At 59.9% G+C, this 21,205-nt stretch carries 22 protein-coding genes and 1 tRNA gene; 11 read left to right on the top strand and 12 right to left on the bottom strand.

Going from position 1 to position 21,205, the window contains the following annotated elements; translation table 11 throughout:
* Positions 1–135 carry a hypothetical protein gene (locus tag PYRFU_RS10670; protein WP_014026694.1) on the top strand — a complete coding sequence of 45 codons (135 nt, stop codon included), beginning with the start codon at positions 1–3 and terminating at the stop codon, positions 133–135.
* 369 nt (positions 136–504) lie between these two features.
* Here the strand turns inward: PYRFU_RS10670 and PYRFU_RS10460 are convergent, their stop codons facing one another.
* Positions 505–648, bottom strand: a complete 144-nt coding sequence (locus tag PYRFU_RS10460) for a hypothetical protein (protein WP_167827855.1) — start codon at positions 646–648, stop codon at positions 505–507.
* Positions 649–843: 195 nt separating this feature from the next.
* Between PYRFU_RS10460 and PYRFU_RS10455 the strand changes: the two genes are divergently transcribed.
* On the top strand, positions 844–1,026 hold the full coding sequence (locus PYRFU_RS10455) for a hypothetical protein (protein WP_167827854.1): 183 nt from the start codon (positions 844–846) through the stop codon (positions 1,024–1,026).
* Between the two features lie 40 nt (positions 1,027–1,066).
* Here PYRFU_RS10455 and PYRFU_RS05715 read toward each other — a convergent pair whose 3' ends face one another.
* Positions 1,067–5,359, bottom strand: a complete 4,293-nt coding sequence (locus PYRFU_RS05715) for a carboxypeptidase regulatory-like domain-containing protein (RefSeq protein WP_014026691.1) — start codon at positions 5,357–5,359, stop codon at positions 1,067–1,069.
* Between the two features lie 130 nt (positions 5,360–5,489).
* Between PYRFU_RS05715 and PYRFU_RS05710 the strand changes: the two genes are divergently transcribed.
* The 3 genes from PYRFU_RS05710 (at position 5,490) to PYRFU_RS05700 (ending at position 9,660) form a co-directional block, all read left to right on the top strand.
* A complete protein-coding gene (locus PYRFU_RS05710) occupies positions 5,490–7,082 on the top strand; it encodes a type II/IV secretion system ATPase subunit (protein WP_014026690.1) in 1,593 nt (530 codons plus the stop codon).
* A gap of 82 nt (positions 7,083–7,164) precedes the next feature.
* A complete protein-coding gene (locus tag PYRFU_RS05705) occupies positions 7,165–9,009 on the top strand; it encodes a type II secretion system F family protein (protein ID WP_014026689.1) in 1,845 nt (614 codons plus the stop codon).
* An 81-nt stretch (positions 9,010–9,090) separates the two neighbouring features.
* Positions 9,091–9,660 carry an RNA 2'-phosphotransferase gene (locus tag PYRFU_RS05700; protein ID WP_048192515.1) on the top strand — a complete coding sequence of 190 codons (570 nt, stop codon included), beginning with the start codon at positions 9,091–9,093 and terminating at the stop codon, positions 9,658–9,660.
* A 102-nt stretch (positions 9,661–9,762) separates the two neighbouring features.
* On the opposite strand, the gene mobA is transcribed toward PYRFU_RS05700, so the two are convergent.
* Entirely contained in the window at positions 9,763–10,620 is an 858-nt protein-coding gene (gene mobA / locus PYRFU_RS05695) for a molybdenum cofactor guanylyltransferase (RefSeq protein ID WP_014026687.1), read from the bottom strand.
* A 101-nt stretch (positions 10,621–10,721) separates the two neighbouring features.
* Between mobA and PYRFU_RS05690 the strand changes: the two genes are divergently transcribed.
* Complete coding sequence (locus tag PYRFU_RS05690; RefSeq protein ID WP_244403910.1) at positions 10,722–12,059, top strand: dihydrolipoyl dehydrogenase family protein; 1,338 nt, start codon at positions 10,722–10,724, stop codon at positions 12,057–12,059.
* 143 nt (positions 12,060–12,202) lie between these two features.
* A tRNA-Gly gene (locus PYRFU_RS05685) sits at positions 12,203–12,281 on the top strand.
* A 211-nt stretch (positions 12,282–12,492) separates the two neighbouring features.
* On the opposite strand, the gene PYRFU_RS05680 is transcribed toward PYRFU_RS05685, so the two are convergent.
* The 7 genes from PYRFU_RS05680 to PYRFU_RS10665 form a co-directional block, all read right to left on the bottom strand.
* A complete protein-coding gene (locus PYRFU_RS05680; RefSeq protein WP_244403827.1) occupies positions 12,493–13,029 on the bottom strand; it encodes a PaREP1 family protein in 537 nt (178 codons plus the stop codon).
* Between the two features lie 177 nt (positions 13,030–13,206).
* Complete coding sequence (locus PYRFU_RS09990; protein WP_280097285.1) at positions 13,207–13,929, bottom strand: sulfite exporter TauE/SafE family protein; 723 nt, start codon at positions 13,927–13,929, stop codon at positions 13,207–13,209.
* A 242-nt stretch (positions 13,930–14,171) separates the two neighbouring features.
* Entirely contained in the window at positions 14,172–14,390 is a 219-nt protein-coding gene (locus PYRFU_RS10720) for a PIN domain-containing protein (RefSeq protein ID WP_341871675.1), read from the bottom strand.
* An 11-nt stretch (positions 14,391–14,401) separates the two neighbouring features.
* On the bottom strand, positions 14,402–14,599 hold the full coding sequence (locus PYRFU_RS10715; protein ID WP_014026682.1) for a PIN domain-containing protein: 198 nt from the start codon (positions 14,597–14,599) through the stop codon (positions 14,402–14,404).
* Entirely contained in the window at positions 14,568–14,804 is a 237-nt protein-coding gene (locus tag PYRFU_RS10450; RefSeq protein ID WP_167827853.1) for an AbrB/MazE/SpoVT family DNA-binding domain-containing protein, read from the bottom strand. The genes PYRFU_RS10715 and PYRFU_RS10450 overlap by 32 nt, the downstream gene beginning before the upstream one ends.
* A 473-nt stretch (positions 14,805–15,277) precedes the next feature.
* Entirely contained in the window at positions 15,278–15,658 is a 381-nt protein-coding gene (locus tag PYRFU_RS05660; protein WP_014026679.1) for a hypothetical protein, read from the bottom strand.
* An 85-nt stretch (positions 15,659–15,743) separates the two neighbouring features.
* Positions 15,744–15,866 carry a hypothetical protein gene (locus PYRFU_RS10665; protein ID WP_280097274.1) on the bottom strand — a complete coding sequence of 41 codons (123 nt, stop codon included), beginning with the start codon at positions 15,864–15,866 and terminating at the stop codon, positions 15,744–15,746.
* A 745-nt stretch (positions 15,867–16,611) separates the two neighbouring features.
* On the opposite strand from PYRFU_RS10665, the gene PYRFU_RS05655 reads away from it, so the two are divergent.
* Both PYRFU_RS05655 and PYRFU_RS05650 read left to right on the top strand, forming a co-directional pair.
* Positions 16,612–16,890 (top strand): hypothetical protein, encoded by a 279-nt coding sequence (locus PYRFU_RS05655; RefSeq protein ID WP_014026677.1) that lies wholly within the window; start codon positions 16,612–16,614, stop codon positions 16,888–16,890.
* Positions 16,887–17,309 carry a type II toxin-antitoxin system VapC family toxin gene (locus tag PYRFU_RS05650; RefSeq protein WP_014026676.1) on the top strand — a complete coding sequence of 141 codons (423 nt, stop codon included), beginning with the start codon at positions 16,887–16,889 and terminating at the stop codon, positions 17,307–17,309. Before PYRFU_RS05655 ends, PYRFU_RS05650 begins: the two co-directional genes overlap by 4 nt.
* A gap of 96 nt (positions 17,310–17,405) precedes the next feature.
* Here PYRFU_RS05650 and PYRFU_RS05645 read toward each other — a convergent pair whose 3' ends face one another.
* Together PYRFU_RS05645 and PYRFU_RS05640 are read right to left on the bottom strand one after the other, a co-directional pair.
* A complete protein-coding gene (locus PYRFU_RS05645; protein WP_014026675.1) occupies positions 17,406–18,374 on the bottom strand; it encodes a DUF2250 domain-containing protein in 969 nt (322 codons plus the stop codon).
* Between the two features lie 80 nt (positions 18,375–18,454).
* Positions 18,455–19,222, bottom strand: a complete 768-nt coding sequence (locus PYRFU_RS05640; protein ID WP_048191693.1) for a TatD family hydrolase — start codon at positions 19,220–19,222, stop codon at positions 18,455–18,457.
* Positions 19,223–19,333: 111 nt separating this feature from the next.
* Between PYRFU_RS05640 and PYRFU_RS09985 the strand changes: the two genes are divergently transcribed.
* Complete coding sequence (locus PYRFU_RS09985; protein ID WP_014026673.1) at positions 19,334–20,098, top strand: TrmB family transcriptional regulator; 765 nt, start codon at positions 19,334–19,336, stop codon at positions 20,096–20,098.
* Between the two features lie 99 nt (positions 20,099–20,197).
* A complete protein-coding gene (locus PYRFU_RS09980) occupies positions 20,198–21,202 on the top strand; it encodes a zinc-dependent alcohol dehydrogenase (RefSeq protein ID WP_244403907.1) in 1,005 nt (334 codons plus the stop codon).
* Positions 21,203–21,205: the final 3 nt, after the last annotated feature.

The following is a 21,205-nucleotide window of genomic DNA, read 5'->3' as shown; positions in this document are numbered from 1 at the left end:
GTGACATGGTTGTATAACCTCCTCCAGAACCCCATAGCGCTGATACTAGCATGGCTAACTCCCCTCGCAGCGACCATAGCCGTGAACCTCTGCACTATACTCATTGTGACTAGGCGTGACAAGCTTCGACGATAATACATCCGGGTTCCCGTCCCACTCTAAGCCTAGACCACTATCCAATACCCATAGCCGACCATGATGCAATAAATCAGCTCGCCAGGGCATAAGCTATAGTTGAGGTTAGTCGCTTCAATACTGAGGTCAATTCCTCCGCGGGATTGTCCCAGTTGAAATTGACGTACGTATGTATACGCGCCTTCCGCTAGCCTGCTTCTAAGGCTGTCGTCTACCGGTGGGTGTGTCTGTACCCCCTCCTGTGGCGGGATAGGGTTCAGCGGCGCGGATGCGAGCGTTATATTCTATGGGCTTCTTGGTTGAATGGAGTTTATGATGTACTCGATAGCTTCCCGGAGCCGGTTCTCCGGGGGCTTGCCACCCAACTCTCTAAGGAGCTTGTCTCCAGCCGAGTATGTAGTCTTCAGGCCTCCTAGCGTACACCTCGGCAATGTCGAGCAATAATTCCAGTTGGTAGCCTAGCTCGGCGACAAGATTCCTCAACTCCATGCTCAGCGAAAAACTCGACAACACGTAGATTCAAACCCATCTTCTTCGCGATAAGCCCTATTGCTCACCTTCGATACATAACTACATTCATACCTACTATAGGGTCTTTACTAGCCGGGGCTGGTTCTCTCCTGATTGTAGAGCGTCATAACCTATCTGTGTTACTCTTCATTATATGTCGTGGCGTGTTGCTGCTTGTGTATTTACTTGCGGTGGTGGGTGCCTGGGGATGGTGTCGTGCCTGGTTCTAGGCTGGAGGTGGTGTGGATGGGTGTGCGTCTGGTCTTGGAGGTGAATGGGGTTCTTGTCGAGGCTCCGCTTACCCCCGATACGCTCGAGATCGTTAAGAGGGTTATTGAGGAGCTTAACAGGGTGCATGGCGAGGGCGGAGAGCAGAGCTAGACTCTACAAGTGTATGGTGGGCGTGTGGCGACTGCGGGGGTTACTCGCTTTCCTCCTCTAGCAGCTCTAGGCTGACTGGTTTCCTGCGCACCCTGATCCCTATCCACGCTGCCGAGCCTATCACCGCGCCTGCGATTATTATCGCTGGGAGTAGGTCTAGGATTATCTTGGCTAGCGTTGGGCGTATCATCGCTGGTATCGTCTGGCCCTCCTCTTTGACCGTGACGATGGTCGTGTATGGGTGGTAGCCTCCCGCCTCGATGGTGAGCCTGTACGTGCCCCACGGTAGGCTTGGTGTGACCGTGCCGTCGTCGCCGGTCACCCCGGTGTAGAGCTGGGCGCCGGTCTCTGTGAGGGTTAGCGTGACTATCGCGTTGGGGACGGGTGAGCCTCTAGCGTCTAGCACCTTTATCGTAACGGTGTACCTCTTCCTGGGTATCGCCGCTTTGAGGGTCGTATCGTTGTACAGCTCCACGTTCAACACGTTCTTGTCGTACCTCGGCGCGCCTAGCACGACCTTATAGGTGCCGTAGGGGAGTTGGACCACAGCCTCCGGGCCCTCGAAGGTCATGTTCTCTTTGAAGCCTCCCTCCTTCCTCTCGAACACCGCATACCACTTGCCCGTGAAGGGTTTGAGCGTCACGCCGTCGCTCACTCTGAGCGTCAGCGTGTACTTCACGGGCTCTAGCTTGACGGTGAGCTCCGTATCGTTGAGGAGGGTTACCTGCCTCTCGGCGCCGAGGTGGTACTCTGCCAGCACGACTATCCTGTAGGTGTCGCTGCGCAGGCTTAGCTTTAGGCTACCCGTCTTGTCGGTTAGCGCCTTGACTGCTGTGCCGGTCCGCACACCGAATATCATGACCGTCGCGTTCCCGATGGGCTCGTTGGTGAGGGCGTCGACGACTCGCAGCCTTAGCGTGAATGTGAGCGGGTCTAGTGGGACGGCGACGCTAGTAGCCTCTGGCACCGTGAACGTCACTGTCTTCTCGGCGTATCCTGGTGCGCTGATCCTGACCTTGTAGGTGCCCCAGGTTAGCGGGATCCTCGCCGTGCCGGCGCGGAGGTCTAGTACGACGGGCTTGGATTGTGTTGGCGCGACTCTCGTCAATACCGCCGTGGCGCCGGTGACGAGGTTGCCGGTCGTCGAGTCTATGGCGCGGAGGGTTACCGTGTAGACTCGGAGGGGTAGCGTCACGGTTACGCTAGTGTCCCCCTCGACTACAACCCTCGTCTCGTTAGCCTCGTGGTACTTGGCGGTGACGCGTACCGTGTAGACGCCGGGCCTCAGCCTTAGGGTCGCCTCCCCACGCCCAGAGACGGTGAACCTCTCGTTTAGGGGCCCGCCAGTCACCGTGGCGTTGAAGGACGTGGGTATCCCGTACTCGCTCCGAGCGCGTATAACGAGCGTGTAGAGCACCGGCTCGAGCGCGACCCTCAGCGTCGTGTTGGCCCCAATGTCGCCTATCGTCTCGACGAGCGGGTTGTAGTACGGGGCTTGGATGGTGACCCTACAGCCCCTCGAGTAGGGTAGCGTCGCTACTAGGCTCCCGTTCACCCACTCCATGCTCCACTCGCCGGTGTCGCTACACTCTATTACGCCACTCGCGTTGTACCCGAGCAGCGCTATTGGCACATCCGCGAGGGAGTCAATGGGGGTCACTACTACCGTGAAGTTGCGGGGCACCAGCTCGACGACGATACGGTCGGCTCCCGGCACGATGAACGTCTTTGTGGCTGGGTGGGCGTAGGGCGAGTAGGCGCGTAGCACGTAGCTCCCGGCTCTCAGCTGTAGCGTCGCGACCCCCGTCGCGGTTACACTCTCGAGCCTCCTACCCGTCTCCGGGTTGAACACCACTATGCGGGCGGGGAGGCTCCTCTGGTAGAGGCTGTCAACCACCTGGATTGTCACCGTGTAGAGTATTGGCGTGAGGCGGGCCTCGATCCTCATATCATGGTCTGCTGTGAAGCTCGCCGTGTAGGGCTGGTAGCCCGTCTTCACTATCTCCACACGGTACTCGCCGTACTCGAGCCTCGCGATGTAATAGCTCTTCTCGACAGTGACGCTCACAGTGTACCCGTCGAACACCCTGGTTATCTTGATGGTTAGGCCCTCCACCGGGGCCCCAGTCTCGGCATCAACGGCCATTATCGTGACGAAGTATGTCTCTGGTTTCAGCGTGGCGCTTAGCGCGACACTACTCTCGTTGACGAGGAGGCGCGTCTCGTAGGGCTTCATGTGGGGGTGGTGTATCCTAACCCGATAGGCGCCGTAAGCCACGCCGTCGATTACAACCGTGCCGGTGCCGCTCGTCGTCGCGTTATACTCTAGGCCGGTGGTTGGGTCGTAGAGTGTGACCGTGGCGCCCGCCAGGGGCATACCGTAGCTAGTGGCGACGCTGACCGTCACCCTCGCCGTGTAGGGCGTCACGTTGCCACGGATGAGAGTGTCGCTCCACAACCTGATCGTGTGTGGCGCCCCCTCTATCACCGGGGGGTAGCGCCAGGAGAGGAGCCCTATGGTGTAGTAGCCGCGTGGTAGCCTCGCTGAGGCGCACCCGGTCTCGTTGAACGGGAGGGTGTACACGGCGAGGCTTGTCTCGTTCTGCCCGGGGAAGGGCACCTGCTCTATCCTCAGGAGGGCGTCCGCCGGCGGCCCCCGGGTGATAGTGTCGAGGAGGCACACGGTCAACGTGTAGACTGGTAGTTTGAACGCCTCGGGTTGCAGCCAGTAGACCACGTTGGCCGAGAGGGTGACGCTGTAGACCACCACGCCTAGGACCTCGTTATCGACTATCAGCGTGTAGTTGGCGGCCGGCAGGAGAGCAAAGAAGGGCCTCTCGACAAGCTCGCTGGTCACGCCCGAGACGCTAATGTTAACCAGCATCGCGTGGTAGACGCCCACGACTGTTATGTTGGTGGTCGCCTCTAGGACGTAGTCGGGGGCGTTCGTAAGGTTGAGCTGCACGCCGAGATAGTAGAGCTTGACGCGCGGGTTGGTGAAGGCTATCACGCGGCCGCCCTCGGTGCCGAAAGCCGCGTAGCTGGCAGTGATGGTAGCTGATGTGACGCTGCTCTGGGAGGGTAGACTCCAGTAGATCTCGCCGTCGCCGCCGTTGAAGGCGTAGAGCGCGCCGTTGCTGGCACCCGCCACCACCAGGTTGCCAATCGGGGTCATGTCAACGGTTGTCACGCTACTCCCGAGGCTAATCGAGTAGCGGACCCGGTAGGCGTCCACCCCACGGAAGAACATGTAGACGTTATAGTCGCTCGAGCCGACCGCGATTATCCCGCCGTCGCTTGTCACGGCGAAGGACCTGGCGGGCCCCGCCATCGGGTAGAAGTCGAGGGTGCCCACGCTGCTATCCTCGTAGCGGACTATACTCTCGTTCCTCGAGAGGTCAGCGACGACGAAGCCGTAGATGTTGCCTGGTAGCTGGGTCTTCGTGACCCCGGGGACGCTAGCCTGCTGGAGCGTTAGGCTCGCGAGCAGGTATAGCGTGTCGCTCCCCTCGAACCGGTAGACGACTACAGAGTCTATACTCGATATCGTGTAGGGCTCGCGGCCGACCTCGTAGCCTAGGGTCACGTTGCCAGCCATGCTCTTCACGAAGACGAGGCCACCGGGGGCATCCGTGACGCGATACACCTCGGCGACTAGCGCATAGTCACCCTCTACCACCGTCCCAGTGTAGTTCAGCTCCACGTTCACTACGCGCACAACGGCTATCTCCGGCTCGGCGGTCTCGCGCGCAGCCACGCGCACCGGGACAACCTTGAACCTGTCCAGCGTGAGGTCTGAGGGTACGGGGAGCCAGAGCTCAGCCCTCCTCGCAGCCGGCCTGTCAAGGGCGTAGGCGTAAACCCAGTACGAGGAGCCTCCGACAACCTCGACGACGATGAGAGTATCTACCTTGCCGCCGCTCCTCGAGGCGAGCGCGACGTAGAGCGGTTTGCCGCGCACGCCACGCTCTATCTCGAGGATGGGCAGCCCGCTCACATCATACACGACTATCTTCTTGGCGCTGGTCGCCACGGCCAGCAGGCTAAGGTCGTCGGTCGTCGCTGTTGCAATGGGCTCGCCTGGCACACTACTAACCCACTGCTGGACGGGCACACCCCCAACCAGCGTGTAGAGTGCTATGTGCGTCTCGCCGCCCTGCTCGTACACCACCCAGAGCTTGCCGCCGTCGAAGTACTCTGTGGCTACGCGCCCCGGCACCTGCACCTCGATATAGGGGGGCTTGTAGGGGGGTAGCTGGGCGTGGGCAACAACCACGTGGAGGATAAGCGTGATTAGAGTGGCTACTATCAGCGCGGCGAGCCTAACAGCCATACCATAATCCCGGTCACACTGGCGGTGCACACCCTACCTAAACTCTAACGACTCCCGACATTTCCTACCCCGCCGATAGCCACTATGGGGAGTTCTGAGCGTCCGGTGTACACAGTGTAGGGGTGTAGCCGTGGCTAGAGCGGAGGCTGTCGAGGCTGAGGGGGCTACTAGCGAGCAGAGAGGTTGCATCGAGCGGGGGTACGAGGTCGTCGAGCGCTACCCCCTCTACGAGCCGTACGCCTACGCCGTGATACTCCGGAACGTCGAGACGGGTGGCTACAAGTACTGTGTGGATGAGCTCCCGTTGACCAGGCGAGAGAGGAGGATATTCAAGAGGATCGTTGAGGCGCTCCAGTGGGAGCTTAAGCTGCCAGAGGAGGTTGAGGATCCGCGCGAGTACCTCCGCGAGGAGGCTAGGCGTGTTATCCACAAGTTCCGGATATCACTTGGCGACGTGCCGGGCGTCTCCTGGCACAAGATAATGTACTACATCGAGCGTGACGTCATCGGATTCGGGCCTATCGACCCGCTGATGAGGGACCCGTACATCGAGGATATCAGCTGCAACGGCGTCGGGATACCAGTGTACGTCTGGCACCGTAAGTATGAGAGCGTCCCCACGAACATAGTGTTCCGGTCGCACGACGAGCTCGACGAGTACGTGCTGAGGCTCGCGCACATCTCGGGCAAGCACATCTCCACAGCCTTCCCGATACTAGACGCTATACTACCGGGCGGCCACCGTCTCGCAGCAACGTTCAAGAAGGAGGTTTCGACCAAAGGCTCGACGTTCACCATCCGTAAGTTCAGGGAGCAGCCGGTCACCATAGCCGAGATGATTAGGAGGAAGACGCTGACAGCCGAGATTGCAGCCTACCTCTGGATAGCCATGGAGAACAAGCTAACCGCGATGGTCATGGGCGTGACCGGCTCCGGCAAGACCACCACACTCAACGCGCTGGCCACCCTCTTCCGTCCGACGATAAAGGTGGTGACTATCGAGGATACCCCGGAGCTCAAGATACCCCTCGAGAACTGGGTACAGCTAGTAGCGAGGCCCAGCTACGGCATTGGCGCCGAGAAGGTAGGCGAGGTTACTCTCTTCGACCTGGTAAAGGTGAGCCTGCGTTACAGGCCAGACGTGATAATCGTGGGTGAGGTGCGTGGCGAGGAGGCTTACGTCCTCTTCCAGGCTATAGCCACCGGCCACGGCGGCCTCACGACGCTCCACGCTGAGTCGGTCGAAGCAGCTGTGAAGAGGCTAACCTCCCCGCCCATGAACATCCCGCCCGGCTACATCCCGCTCATGAACCTCGCGATTATCATCAAGCGTGTGAGGATACGCACCCCGGAGAACCCGCAGGGCAGGATCGAGAGGAGGATAACCGACGTCTTCGAGATACTAGAGTACGATAACTACAAGCGTGTCGCCAGGTGGGACGCATTCACCGACACCTTCGAGACGTTCTTCCACGAGAGCGAGATGCTGCGAAGGATAGGCATGCAGATAGGCATGACGCACGAAGAGATGCTAGCCGAGCTCGAGAGGAGGGCGAAGGTGCTCCAGTGGATGGCCGAGAGGGGTGTCAGCACCGTCGAGGAGGTCGCGAAGATAGTGCAGAGCTACTACTCGAGGCCCGACGAGGTCTACAAGCGCGCGGAGGCTGAGCTAGAGAGGCTGGCTAGGAGGAGGCGCAAGAGGAGAGCAGAACAGAAAGCGTGACTATCACGGAGATTCTCGTCTCTGAGTAGACGCAAAGCCTAGAGAGGGCTAGTTTGTTCGGGATAGCTCCTGGATGAGTATCTTGCCGTTTCTCCGCTTATCGAGGAGAAAGCGTGGGGAAGAGAGAAGCGCGGGGCAGCCCGCACCGCCCGGCTTGATAGACCTCACGCCTTCGAGACCCCTCTCCTTCACCGAGAAGTTTGACGCCATTGCTTTCAGCGCTTTTGGCGACCTTGGCGCTAGGCTCGCGAGGACGTTCGAGCTTGAGAGGCTTCTGGCCGAGGCTGGTTTGAACGTACACCCAGCTGTGTACGGCGCGCGCGTGATATTCGTTACCTACCTCGCTATTGTGGCTGTTCTGCTCGCCCTACTCCCGGTGATCTACCTGCCTCTACCCCTACCCGCTAAGCTGATAATCGCGATAGTCCTCGCGATGATCCCGGTGTACACGTTCCTCATGGGCCTGATGTACCCCCAGAGCAAGGCCGGCGAGCGCTCAAGGAGAGTGGAGTACGAGCTGCCCTTCGCGGCCACCTACATGACCACCCTGGCTAGGGGCGGGATATCGATAGGCAAGATCATCGAGAAGATGGCCGAGTCTAAGGTGTTCTTCGCGATGAGGAACGAAGCTAGGAGGATAATGAGGGAGGTTAGGTTCTTCGGACGCGACATCCTCTCGGCTATCGAGTATGTGGCTGCAAGGCACCCTAACAGGCTGTTCAAGGACTTTATGCTCGGCTGGGTCTCGGTGATAAGGACAGGCGGCGATATCGTACACTACCTGGAGGCTAAGACGACGACGCTCTTCGAGGCCAGGATCAACGCTATACGCGTCGTCGCGGAGAGGATAGCTACGTTCGCAGAGGCCTACATAATCTTCGCTGTGATAGGCTCGATAGGCTTCTACGTGTTCTTCGCGGCTGGTAGCTTGCTTGGCATAGGGGGAGGCGGGCCCCAGGCGCTCATCAGCTTCATCCTCTTCTCGTTCATAGTCCTGCCTCTCGTGAGCCTCGCGACGCTAGTCGTTATTGGTAAGATGTTGCCACCTAGCGGCATCAAGCTAGAGAAGTCCAAGAGGGTCGTCCTGGCTAGCATACCCTTAGCTCTCGTGCTCTTCTTCCTGCTCACGGCTGTCACCGGCGTGCTCGGCAACATAATGGCCGGGAACTACGACAAGAAGACGTTCATGTTGACCCTGGTGGCTACGCTGGTCTCCCTCGAGGCTGTGGCGGTGCCAACGGCGGTAGCGTTCCTCTCGGAGACCAGGGGCGCCAAGGGCCTAGAGCATAGCCTCGCTAGCTTCCTACGCGACCTCGCTGAGGTTAGGAAGACCGGCCTCTCACCCGAGAGGAGCCTAGTGTACGTCGCGAGGAGGGATTATGGTAGGTTCACGTGGATCGTGCGCCAGATAGCCGCTAGGGTCGCCTGGGGGTTTCCGCTCCGCAAGAGCACCGAGGCGGTGTTGAAGCGAGTCAAAGACTGGTTCACGGTCATGATCTTGACGTTCCTCGTGGATGCTATCGATGTTGGCGGTGGTAGCCCGATAACCCTCGATACGCTCGCGAGGTTCACGTCCGTCCTCGCGGAGCTGGAGGTGGATCTCAAGAGGAGGACGAGGCCCTACGTCTTCATGCCATACTTCGGCGCCATACTGACGGCTGTCGCCACGGTGATGGTGCTGCAGTTCACGGTGCAGACGCTCACCGCTGCACCCCAGGAGGCGCTTGGCGGCCTCGCGGGCTTCACGCCGGAGCAGTTCTGGCAGGCTGCCACGATATTCTCGATGGCTGTGCTCGTGAACAGCTTCATGATGGGCATGGTGGCGGGTAAGATCTCCGCGAGGTTCACCGAGGCCGGTTTCCTGCATGCAGCGCTACTAACAGCGATAGTCGCGGCGGTTGTCCTGGCGCTCCTCGGGGGCGCCTAGGCCTTGAAGCCCGTGTACAAGTGTAGCGTCTGCGGCGCCTACACCGAGGAGCCGGTGCACTGCGGGCGGCCAGCAAGCCTGCTGATGACGGGCGAGCAGAGGCTCCGGCTATCGAAGCTAGTCTCGTTCCTCCTACGCCACGGCCCGTGGGAGGCTTGCCTCGAGCCGGACGAGGAGGGGTGGGTACAGCTGGACGAGCTTGTCCGCGGGATACGAAGGTGCTGGAGGAACCGCGAGGCCTACCAGTGGGTGACTAGGGAGCATATACTGGCGCTCGCCGCGCTAGACCCCAAGGGCCGCTTCGAGGTGCACGGCGACCGGATACGAGCCAGGTACGGGCACAGCATACAAGTCGTCTACCGGTTGGAGCCGGACCCCAACCCGCCCCGCATCCTCTACCACGGTACGGTTAGGCGCAACCTCCCCTCGATAATGAGGCAGGGGCTGCTACCCATGAAGAGGAGGATGGTCCACATGACGGTTGATCCGAGGGACGCCTACGAGACCGGCAGGCGCCACGGCCCAGACGTCGTGATACTAGAGGTTGACACGGAGTGCCTCGCTAGGCGCGGGGTACCGGTCTACAAGGCCGGGAAGACTGTCTACATGGCGCCTCGTGTACCACCCGAGTGTATACGTGTGAGGGGTTAGGGGGCTCCGCGTGGGCCGCTGGTGTGGGCTTCGTCACCAGTCAGGGTGCCCTCAGGTCTTCACAGCCCCCGTTGCAGGTTACGAGGCCAGGCCCGTATTTCGCTAGTGTCCCTTGCGAGCCACGCTACCCTGGTGTAGCCTCTCCAACCCCAGCCTCCCCCTAGCCTCTCTGGCTAGGGCCTCAGCCCCCGTCGCCCCGAGAGCCTCCGCGTCGAGAGCAGCGTGCAGTGCCAGGTGGTTAACGTTGTGCTCGAGCCAGTACCTCGCCTCCGCCAGGAGCACATTCGGCTCCCCGAGCCTCCCGAAGGGCAGGCTTGCTAACGGCGGCTTGTGGACACGGGGCTCCATCCTACACGCTGCTCTGGCCTTCGGCCGCGGCGTGACCAGATCCCACGGCGTGTTTATACTCGCGAGGAGGACGGGATCAACCGCCAGGTGGCTGATTGGCAGGAGGAGCAGCGTCTCGGCCAGCCGGTGTACCAGCGTTGGCCGCGGTTTCAACCCTGGGCTTGTCCTGCAGAGCGTCTTGACCCTCTCGAGCGTCGAGCGGCTCGTGACTGTTAGGAGTGGCTCTATGAGCCCATTACACCAGAGTATCGTAGCTGTATCGCGCCCACGGTGTGCCTCCACCAGCGCCTCGATAACCATCGGCGTGACTAGTCCATAGTCGCCGCTGAGCACGAGCACCCTCCAGGCCCGGGACTCTCCCAGCGCCGAGAGTATGCCAGCCAGCGGCCCCGCGCACTTACCGTAGAAGAACGGGTCGTCGTAGACGGTGACGTACCTGTGCAGCCCCCAGCGGGGGTCGTAGCCCCGCGCAACGACCACAACCTCGTCGGCTACAAGGCTCGCCACCCGCACCACGTGGCGTAGCAGCTTCTCGCCGTGCTTCGCGACCGTCGCTAGCTTCCCGGGTAGCCTGGTGGCCGCCCCACCAGCCAACACGACGGCCAGTAGCACGCCTATACACGCCCTGGGGGCGTCCAGCGCCGCGCACCGTTCTATACCCGGCTTCGTGGCGGCAGGGCGCGGCGTGTGGGGTGCAGAGTCGTTTGAGCGCCGTGTACGACCTGGCCGTGATGGGTGGCGGTATCGGGGGCTACCCGGCGGCCGTAACGGCCGCCAAGGCTGGATTGAAGGTCGTGCTCTTCGAGGAGGTGTTCCTCGGAGGCGAGTGCGCGAACTACGGCTGCATACCCTCCAAGGCCCTCCTCCACTATGCCCTGGTCGCTCACGAGGCTAGACGCTTGGGTATTGTGGGAGGGCTCCCCGAGGGGGCTCTCCATAAGGCCCTGGACTTTGCCATCAGGTCTGCGAGCGAGGAGCGAGGCGGACTCGAGGCTCTACTCTCGAGGGTAGGCGTTAACGTCGTACGCGAACACGCCGTGCTACGCGGTTGTGACGCTAACCGCTGCCGCGTAGAGGCCGGGGATAGGGTCTTCGAGGCTAGGCGTGTCCTCGTCGCGACGGGCTCTCAGCCCGCGTGGCCCTCGTGGGCCGAGAGGTGCGAGAGGATACTCGATAATCGCGGATTGTTCTCGAGGGGGCTCCCCGACGGCGCGGATCACATAGCGGTTATCGGTGGGGGCGTCGCAGGCGTCGAGATAAGCCTCGCGCTGGCTAGGCTAGGCGCGAGCGTAACGATATTCGAGGCTCTCGAGAGGCTCTTGCCGGGGCTGCCCGAGAGCCTCTCCAGGATAGCCTCGAGGATGCTGCGGCGCGAGAGGGTGGAGACCCGCGTATCCACCCCCGTGAGCAGGGTAAAATGCCGCGACGACCACGTGGTTGTGTGTGCGGGTGGCGAGTGCAGAGAGTATGACGCTGCGCTCGTGCTCATCGGTAGGAGGCCGAGGCTAGACGCGGTGCAGAACACGCTCGGCGCGAGGCTAGAGCGCGACGAGAAGCTACGCCTCCGGGGCAACCCCAACGTCTACCTGGTTGGCGACGCAGCGGGCCCACCCTTCCTGGCGCACAAGGCGCTAATGGAGTCTCTGACCGTCGCCGCGGATATCCTCGGCTGGGGCTGGTGGAGGAGACCCAGAGTCTACCCCCAGGTTATCTACACCGACCCGGAGCTTGTCGACGTCACGCTGGAGGATGGGGAGGGCGTTAGGAGCATACGCTACTACTGGGGTTTCGCCGCGCCAGCGAGGATACGAGGACACCCCGCGCAACTAGTCTACGCCGAGATAGGCTACCGCACAGACAACGGCAGGATAGTCTACGTGAGGCTCGCCGGCCCACACGCCTCCGAGCTAGCAGCCGAAGCCACCCTCATAATCGAGAGGGGCCTGACGCTACGGGACGTCGCAGGCGTCACACACCCACACCCATCGGCCAGCGAAGCAATACTCGAGGCGGTACTAGAGGCCCTCGGCGCAGGCTACCACCGCGCGTAGGACGAGGGAGGGCGTCGGCCCGTTTCCGCTCATCACCACCGGTTTACAATCAGAGACCCTCTTACTCCTCAACCGCCCAGTGCGAAACACAACCCCGCTCCGCTTAAAACACTCCAACCGGGAGTGTGGAGAACCCGGAGAGCGCGGCGGTCGTCTAGCCTGGACTAGGACGCCGGCCTTCCAAGCCGGTAGTCCCGGGTTCAAATCCCGGCCGCCGCACCACCTCCAACCCAAAGCCCCATGCTGGGCCCATTCTATAGGCGCTCAACGGCCTCCGGTGTAGCCCCCAGCCCCGTCCCGAGGCCTGCACCAGAAGCTCAACGGTACATACACGGTATTCTCAACGCTCATCCCCCCTACCCATCCGGTAGGAGGTGCCCAAGAGCGGATAGCGATGGTAGCATGTGCTTAACACGACAAAAGCACGTGGCCGTTATCGTCGCCCCGGTTCGCCGCGCTTCTTCTCTCGTAGTCTGCTCCTCGTGTACTCCACGAGTCCCTCTATGAGCGGTAGTCTCTGCTTCACATCCTCGGGGTCAAACGCGTGCTCGTGGAACCCGTGGACGTGTAGGTTGTAGCCCGCCTCCCAAGCCTGGATGACCAGCTGCTCTCCAAGCACCCTTGAGAGCCTGGAAGCCGCCCTCGCGAGGAGCCCCGACCACCCGCCACCCTCCTCTCTAGCCCTACGGCATTCTTCGAGGCCCTCGAGGCAAGCAAGCACCTTGATGCACTCTTCCACCGCCTTGTAGAGCTTCTCGCTAGCCTGCACGGCATCGCCCTTCTCGAGCACATCCCTAGCACGCCGAAGCATATGCTCGGCTACAGCAACACGAGCCTCCAGCTCCTCGCGGGGATCGAGACCCAGCTTCTCCTCGACAGCCTCGATGATGAAAGACTCGGGGTCGAAACCCCTCCTCCTGATAGCCTCCGGCAGCCGCCCAGGGATGTTAATCACGGTCACCAGCAGCACCCAGAGAGTACCGGCAACGAACGCCATATCCGCTTTGACTACTCACATGCTCTTCCAGCCGCCGGTTGCCCGCCGAGGCCGAGTTGCATACCACAACCTTGTCCGTCTTGCAGTGCTTGTAGCTCCACGGCTTTGCGCCGGGCGCCCGACTGTCTGTGGTTGGGCAACGCGTAGGCTTCACGGGGTGTGCGTGAGTAGTGCCAACGAGAGAGCCACGTAGATCACGGATACTATTCTCTTCACGCTGGCTGGTCTGGCCTGGACGAGTATCCTCGTGCCTATGCCCGCACCCATATAGGCGCCCAGTGCGAGCAGGACAACCACCAACAGATCCACGTGGCCGAGGAGGCCGTGGACTATGACGCCAACGGCCGCCGTGGCCCCGGTCATCACCCTGCTTGTCGCAATCGTGGCCTTCAACCCGAGGCCGAGTAGGAGCGTCAGGAGTGGGGTGCGTAGCGCGCCCCCACCTATCCCAGTGGTTGCTGTGACCGCTCCAGTCGCGAGGCTAGCCAGCCACACGAGAGTGTAGGACATGACGCGGCCCAGGGGTGGCCTCCTCTCGCTCTCCACCGGTTGAGACGCGAATAGCAACGCGGAGACGAGGAGCACGAGGGCCACCAGCAGGACTATGCTCCTGGCGGGGAGCCGCACCGCAACCAACGTGCCAACGATAAAACCGAGCATGGAGGCAGTCTCGAGGAAGACAGCGACCCCTACACGGATCAGCCCGTTTCTATACAAATGGAGTATGCCACCGAGGCTCGTAGCGACGACGGATACTAGGCTAGCGGGTACAGCCACACGGGGCTCCACGCCACAGAGTATGAGGAGCGGCGAGACAATGCTACCCCCGCCAAGCCCCAGCAGGGTCCCAACTAGACCCGCGGCGACACCTATAGCTAGAAACGCGGCCGCGGCGATGTTATGCGCTATTTTTGTTGTACTTTCTATATACGCTCAAGAAACAACAAGAGTGTAGCTTATCTGCCAAAGAGTGTTAACCCGCTACTCAACACACAAACATATGCCATGCGCTACCTATACTCTTCATCCGTACTCGTAAGGGCGGTAAGAACCTTAGGAGCGCAAGGAATAGAGAGCTGCAGCCGGGACTGACACAGGGTATAAGTCTAGGCGTGCTACCCTAGGTATACGATCTTGGTCTGCCCAATAGTCTCTCCGTTGAGCCTCCTGAAGTCAACGTCGAACGTGTAGAAGGTGTCATACCCAGCTTCTACAGCCGTGGCTAGTATAAGCGAATCCACCTCCGGGACACCACGCTCCAGTCTAATGCGAGCCGCCGTCAACGCGGCACCCCGCGCCAACTCGTGAATCTTGAACACCCTCTCGAGGAGGATTATCGCCTCGCCTAGCCTCTTCTCAAGCCCCTCTTCAAGGCGATGTAAGCCAGCTCATGCAACGTTATCACCGATATGCCTCTCGCCGCGCAGCTACGGAGGACCCGCTCGGCGATCTCTACCCGACCCTCCTCACCCAGGATATACGCGGCTACAACATTCGTGTCGTAGAAGCACCTAGAGCTCCCTCTCGGATAACCTACGCTCACGGTCAATCTCCTCCGCTAGACCCTTCCCGCTCCTCTCCGCCAGGAACCCCCTCAGCATGTCAAGAGGATCAACCTTCTCGACGACCAGACGCCCATCCTCGACACGCATGACTAGATAGTCGCCCTCACGTATATCCAGCAGATCGGCAACCTCCTTCGGTATCGTCACCTGCCTCTTCCTCAAAACCCTGACAACCACCCGCACGTGAACACCCAAGCAGTTCCAAGCGAACGTACACCTTAAGCATTGACCAGCCTTACTATGGTACACCAATGTCACAGTACTACCATTAACAACCCGCTGTACAACATCCCAGCTATAGTATACGCTGTGGTGTGACCCCGAGACCCGGAGGCCAGAACACAAGCCTCCTCTGGTGCAACAGTCAAAGTCCCAACCCCACCTCGAGGTAGAGAACTACACGAGTGCCTAGAGACTTTCAGATAGGGAGAATGGGAAAAGTCGGGAAAGCAAAAGCTGTACTTCTCATCATTACGCAAATAGCCACTAGCGATCTCGACACTGTCTCGGGCCAGGCCTCTCACCAGAGGGGCTGGCGGAAGCCGGACTGGGACCCCCAGCAACCTCGGCTAGAAGCAGCCCCGGAGCTACGCCTAATGGAGCAGTGGGGTTTAGAGTAGGCTTTACTAGTATGGAGGTTGAGACTATTCGATGTCCTAGCCTGCCAGTCCTAGCTTGATGATCACGGGTAGCAGTAGCGCTAGTAGCGTAAGCCAGATGGTTACGAGGAGGCCTATCATCCACTTGAAGATCGAGACTATCCTCTCCTCCACCGATGATATCTTCTCTTCTAGCTTCTTTATCCTCCTCTCCACACTATCTATCCTCCTCTCTATGCCATCCAGCCTCTTCTCCATCCTATCCTCCAACTCCTTTAGGTCTCTCTTTGTCACAGCTTCACGCAGAAGAGCCTCCAGCAGGAGTGTTCTCAGGCTCTCCTCCGCAGCTATGTCGAGCGCTAGCAGCCTGGCTAGCTTCGCCCTCTTCTCAGGGTTAGCCCTCAGCTCCTCAACAAGCCTATCGACTATAGGAGACACCAGGTGTAGACACCTCCGTACATCCCACCCACGGGGGTTTATCCGGGTGGCGCGTAGAGTCTGAGAACAACAAGCTCACAAGCATCTAATTCGTTTTCTCAATTGATGAAAGTAGTATAGCGTATACTCTTCGGAGGCTCTTCGGGGAGCCCACAATATCGCCAAGGGTTAACACGGCGTCCATCACGGGCCTATACTCTGACGGCAACAAGTACACCTAGGGCTGGCATGCCTGGCCTCGAGCAACTCTTTCCCCGACATGCATAATCATTGAGTGAGTGTAGGAACTCTCCGGGGGTTGCCGTTTACGCTCTATCATCTCGGCTTAGCGCCAGCCATTGGATTACCCTCGAGAGGCGTTTTATCCACGCCCCAACCCTCATAGCTGCGAATGTAATCCTCGATATAGAGCCTCTGGCGGTACTAGTGCTCGGACTACACTATCCCCTCCACAGCTATATGCACACGTTTCTCGGGGCTCTCCTCACGGGGCCCGACCCTGAGCTACGCAACGCAGTAGAAGCTTACCGCCTAGGGCTCCTGTCGAGCCCGAGGTCTCAGAGCTTTCCTAGCGGCAGGTGTGACGGGATCACTGCCGGGCGTTCCATGGGGCTCACCGCTTTACAACGATATTAAAGCCTCTATACCCTCTAGCGGTAAACTCGCTCCGCGACCTTAGCCTCACCGACCTTATCTACGGGATTTGCATGATAGGGGCTTAGGACTAGCATACTATGCGCATCTCTTGTCTGCTGGTAGACGAGTGGACGCAAGTAGAGCCTCCTAGGTTGCATAAAACGGGTTCTAGTTGAGGCTGCTCCTAACGAACCCAGCTATCACGACAAAACTCGTTGAAAACCGCTCCTCACGTGATGCGTTGCTCCCAGTTACTTGGTGCACAAGCCTGCTTTTATGAGGGTGTCCATAGTAGAGTATTCCACCGGGTGGAGCCGATGTCGTATGTGAGCGTGAAGATAGACGCGGCGGCGAAGAGGGTTCTCGAGGAGCTGCAGGCAAGGCTGCTCCTCGAGACCGGCGTGAAGTTCAACCTCCAGGATATACTCGCGGCGGCAGTGAGGCTCGCTGCGAGGCGTCGAGGCGAGCTGATAGCCGAGCTGATGGGCGGCTGGAGGCCGCTTCGGGGGGAGGAGGCTGAGGAGCTGCTCCGCGAGTATAGCTTCGAGGGCCCGGAGGACGCCTCCGAGGAGGTAGACCGGGTGCTATACTCTTGAGCATCCTCCTAGACACGGGTTTCATCATAGCCTCGTTCAACAAGAGGGATAGGCACCACCGGTGGGCGTCGAGGCTCATGCGGGAGGTGTTGGAGGGCAGGTGGGGGCCGCCCTACACGACCGACTACATAATCGATGAGGTGCTATCCTACGCGGCTGCACGCCTACCGGGCGACGCGGGGCTGAAGCTAGGAGAGCTGCTCCTCGAGAAGAGAATCCTCCATATAATCCCCGTAACGCTCGACATCGTGCTCGAGGCGTGGCGCGTCTACAAGAGCCACTACCCCGGCCTCAGCTTCACAGACTCCACGAGCATAGTGGTAGCGAAGACCTACGGCATAGACTATATCGCAACTGTAGAGACAAGCGGGCTCCTCCCCAAGCTACACCCCAGCCTAACCCCATATCACCAACAATAGCCTTGACTGGACAGAACACCAGCCTCGCCCACCTCTATCGTAGCATGCTCTGAGTGCTAGCATGGGCTGTGGCGCTGCGTAGTACAGCGGGGGTTGCTAGTCTTCTCTTGCTCGTGTCGAGTATCTTATGAGGAGCTCTGCTAGCCGGGTGAGCCTGTAGTACCTGTGTAGGCATCTGGTCTCCTTCTTGGGCTTGGCTCTCCTATGCTTCATCTTCAGCACTTTTGGTTTCGTCTCGGCTACTAGTCCCAGCTCTATGAGCTTGTCTATGAGCCTCTGTGCCTCTTCGAGTTGTAGCGAGAGGGCCTGGGCTATCGCCACTATGTGCTCGTGTTCGGCTTCGCTTAGGAACTGTAGCAGCTGGTGTGCCTTGCTGTGCCCGGTTATGAGCGCTAGCCATTTCTCGATGAGGCCGTGTCTCTTCACGCTTCTTACGAGCATCTCTCCGCTCCTGGAGAGCTTGTAGTACGTGTGGTGTTTCCTCACCTCGTGGCTTAGCTTGAGCTTGGCTTCGGTGCGTTTCAGGGCGGAGCCGTGCACCCTCTCTATGAGCCCCAGCTCCTCGAGCCTATCGAGCGTCAGCACGACATCCTCAATCGGCATCTTCACCGTCCTCGCTATGGACTTGGCGTAGTCGGTGCAAGTCATCCTAAGGTGTAGCAGGATGTACGTGTGGAGTGGGCTCAGTGATAGTAGCACGTGGGGCTGTACACCCTCGCCGCCTGCCATGCTCCTTAGCAGGTCTCTAACCCTCTTGGCGAGCTTCTCGCCCTCCCTGGCCAACTCGTAGTACTGGCCGTGTCTCCTCACCTCGCTGCTCTTCACCCTCACCTTGATCCAGGGCTTTATGCTGGAGGTCGCCGTGTTCTTCGGCACGGTCTTCGATTGCATCCTTTTAACGAGGCCTTTCTCCGCGATGGCCTCCAGCACACGCTCCAGCAGCGCGGGGTCCAGCTGGGTCCTTTCGCCTAGCAGCCTCCTGCACATCAGCTTGGGCGTGTCCGGGCCATACTCGTAGAGGTGTAGAAGGACCTTCAGGCTGAGCCCGTCGAGCCCATGCTCCATCCTATCACCAAATCTTCACGTCCACCTTGGCGCTCGCCGCCCGCGAGGCATAGGGCAACCAGGGCGTGGCTCCCTGCGCTTCAGTTGCCTCTCAGCCACTCGCATGCGTTAGAATACGCTAGCCTCTCGATCACGGAGTGTTCGCCCTGAAGCACCCTCTCGAGGTAAGCTACCGTCCTGGGCACCGCAAGTGGATCAGTATCGTTTATGTGTATAGAGTCGCTGTTGAGGACCCCGTTCTCGTACCTCTCCAGCCTCTCTGCGATGTCGCAGGGCGACAATAGCCCTGGTTTGATGCTGAGGCCCGGGACCGCGCCCGCCGCGTTAACAGCATCTATTATGTCGTCGCTGACGTGGTCTATGACGACCCTGCTGGGCTCTATACGCGTCTCTCTAACAACCTCGACTATCCTCTTGACGATCGATACGCGGTTGTCCCTGGGTGTGTGTATGATGACGGGCAACCCATACTCCCTGGCTATCCTTAGCTGCTCGCGGAGAACCTCAACCTCGGTCGCGTCTCCAATCTCTAGGCCAACCTCGCCTATGCCGTTCACTAGCCCCTTGGAGACGAACTCCTCGATCACCGGGATTAGCCTCCGCCACCCCCCGACGATGTTCCTCGGGTGTATCCCTATGAACACGTGGACCGCGAACCCCATCTCCGATAGGCGCTGCTTGTGGAGGTAGACCATCTCCTCGAAATGATCCATGAGTGTCTCCGCGCGCCTGGCGAGTGGGACAAAGCTGCAAATGACTAGCTCCCTCACGCCAGCCAAGTACATGAGCTCTAGGTCACGGTCTGGTAGGAAGTGAGCATGGGTGTGGGCGTCCACTATATACAGCACTCGTTCTTCACCACTCGATAGTGGTGAAATGAGAGCGATATAGGCTTGCTGAGGCGTGCTGCGAGAGAACCGATGCAGGAAGGGTCCAAGCCGTCAGCGGGTGGACGTGGCGTGGAGGAGCAGCTGGTAAGCGAGCTGATCGAGCTGGGGCTCAATAGGTACGAGGCGCGCGCGTACATAGCGCTCCTTAGGCTGGGGGAGGCTCCAGCCTCCACGGTAGCGGAGGCCGCGAGGATACCACTGACGAGGGTGTATGACGTGCTATCCTCGCTCGAGGAGAAGGGCCTAGTGATGGTTATCCATCAGAGGCCTAAGTTGTACAAGGCGGTTGAGCCTAGGCTGGCGCTGAGCAACCTCGTCGGCTACCTCGAGGCCCGGTTTAGGGAGGAGCTTGACAGGAAGAGGAGGCTGGCTGACGCGCTAGTGGAGAAGCTCGCCAGCGTCGAGCCATACGGGTCTTCGAGGGGAGCCCTAGACACTGTGATAATCAGGGGCGAGGCGGCGGTTAGGAGCAAGGCGGCTGAGATACTGGGCAGGGCCTCTAGGAGCGTAAGGGTGGCCGGCTATAGGCCGTTCCTAGTGATAAACTGTCTCCCAGCGATAGAGCATCTGGCCAGGAGGGGGGTTAGGCTGCTCGTCCTAGGCGAGCTGACGGAGAAGTGTATCGAGGTGTTCGAGAGGTACGGGATAGCCTACCGGAGGTACCCCTTCACATACTCGTCGATGATGATAGTCGATGACGAGGAGATACTGATAGTCTTGAACCCCGGGAGGGAGATGATTGCACTGTACAGCACTAACAGGGACCTTGTGAGGGCCCACGTGGAGTTCTTCGAGAGGCTGTGGCGAGAGGCTAGCACCGGCACCGGGCAATGAAGGGGGTGCCCGCACCCTCGAGGCGCGTGGGAAGCGTTTTCTCCCGGGTTCACCACTGGCGGGTGGTGAGAAACCCCGGGTGCCACGGTTTTGACGAGAATGAGGATAGCTGTTCTCCAGGAGCCGTTCTCCATCGTTTTGAGAGAGGTTGAGGTGCCCAAGCTGGACTCTAGGAGCGTCCTGGTGAGGGTGGCTAGCTGCGCGCTTAGCGGCACCGATGTCAGGATATACAAGGGTGTTGTGAAGACGAGGTTGCCTATCGTATTGGGCCAGGAGTTTAGCGGTGTAGTAGTGGAGGTGGGCGATGAGGTTGAGGGGGTTTCGAGAGGCGAGAAGGTTGTGGTAGAGCCGGTGCTCTACTGCGGCAAGTGCGTGTACTGCAGGAGGGGTCTCTACACCCTATGCGAGCAGGTGAAGGTCCTCGGAGTCAATAGTGATGGTGGTCTTGCCGAGTATGTCAAGGTACCCGCGTACGCTGTCCATAGGGTCCCTGCGGGCCTCAGCCTCGAGGAGGCTTGTCTCACCGTCCCGGTGGCCGTGGCACTCCACGCTGTCAGGAGGGCGGGGGTGGGCATAGGCGATAACGTGCTGGTCTTTGGTGCCGGTGCTATAGGTCTCTCGGCTTTACAGTTGGCCAGGCTCTCTGGCGCCGATAGGGTTGTTGTTGTGGAGCCCGTGGAGTCTAAGCGTAGGCTCGCAGAGAGGCTCGGAGCTCACGAGACGCTCTCGCCCAGGGATATGGAGGCGTTGGGAGATGGCGCCGAGAGGAGGCTGGGGAGGTTCGACGTTGTGATAGAGACCTCGGGGTCTGTGGACGCGTTGAGGCATGCGCTTATGCTCGTGGGTAAGAGAGGTAGGATCGTCGTGGTGGGAGCCTATGGTAGGGAGGCTAGGTTGCTCGTGGATCTAGTCGTTAGGAGGGAGGTGACCGTCACGGGCTCGTGGCTATACCCGCACGTGTTCCGCAAGGCACTGGATGCAATCGCGAGGGGGATAGTCTCCGTGAAGGAGTACATATCTGGCAGGTACCCTCTCGCGAGGATAGAGGAGGCGTTCAGGGAGGCATTGAAACCGGAGAACATCAGGATCATAGTCCAGCCGTGAGAG

The sequence above is a fragment of the Pyrolobus fumarii 1A genome (genome assembly GCF_000223395.1).
Classification (GTDB): Archaea; Thermoproteota; Thermoprotei_A; order Sulfolobales; family Pyrodictiaceae; genus Pyrolobus; species Pyrolobus fumarii.
This window is presented reverse-complemented; position numbering and strand designations above follow the sequence as displayed.

Coding starts and splice junctions, on each gene's coding strand:
- PYRFU_RS05715 (WP_014026691.1), bottom strand. CDS start 5,359: ATGGCTGTTAGGCTCGCCGCGCTGATAGTAGCCACTCTAATCACGCTT.
- PYRFU_RS05655 (WP_014026677.1), top strand. CDS start 16,612: ATGTCGTATGTGAGCGTGAAGATAGACGCGGCGGCGAAGAGGGTTCTC.
- PYRFU_RS05645 (WP_014026675.1), bottom strand. CDS start 18,374: ATGGAGCATGGGCTCGACGGGCTCAGCCTGAAGGTCCTTCTACACCTC.
- PYRFU_RS09980 (WP_244403907.1), top strand. CDS start 20,198: ATGAGGATAGCTGTTCTCCAGGAGCCGTTCTCCATCGTTTTGAGAGAG.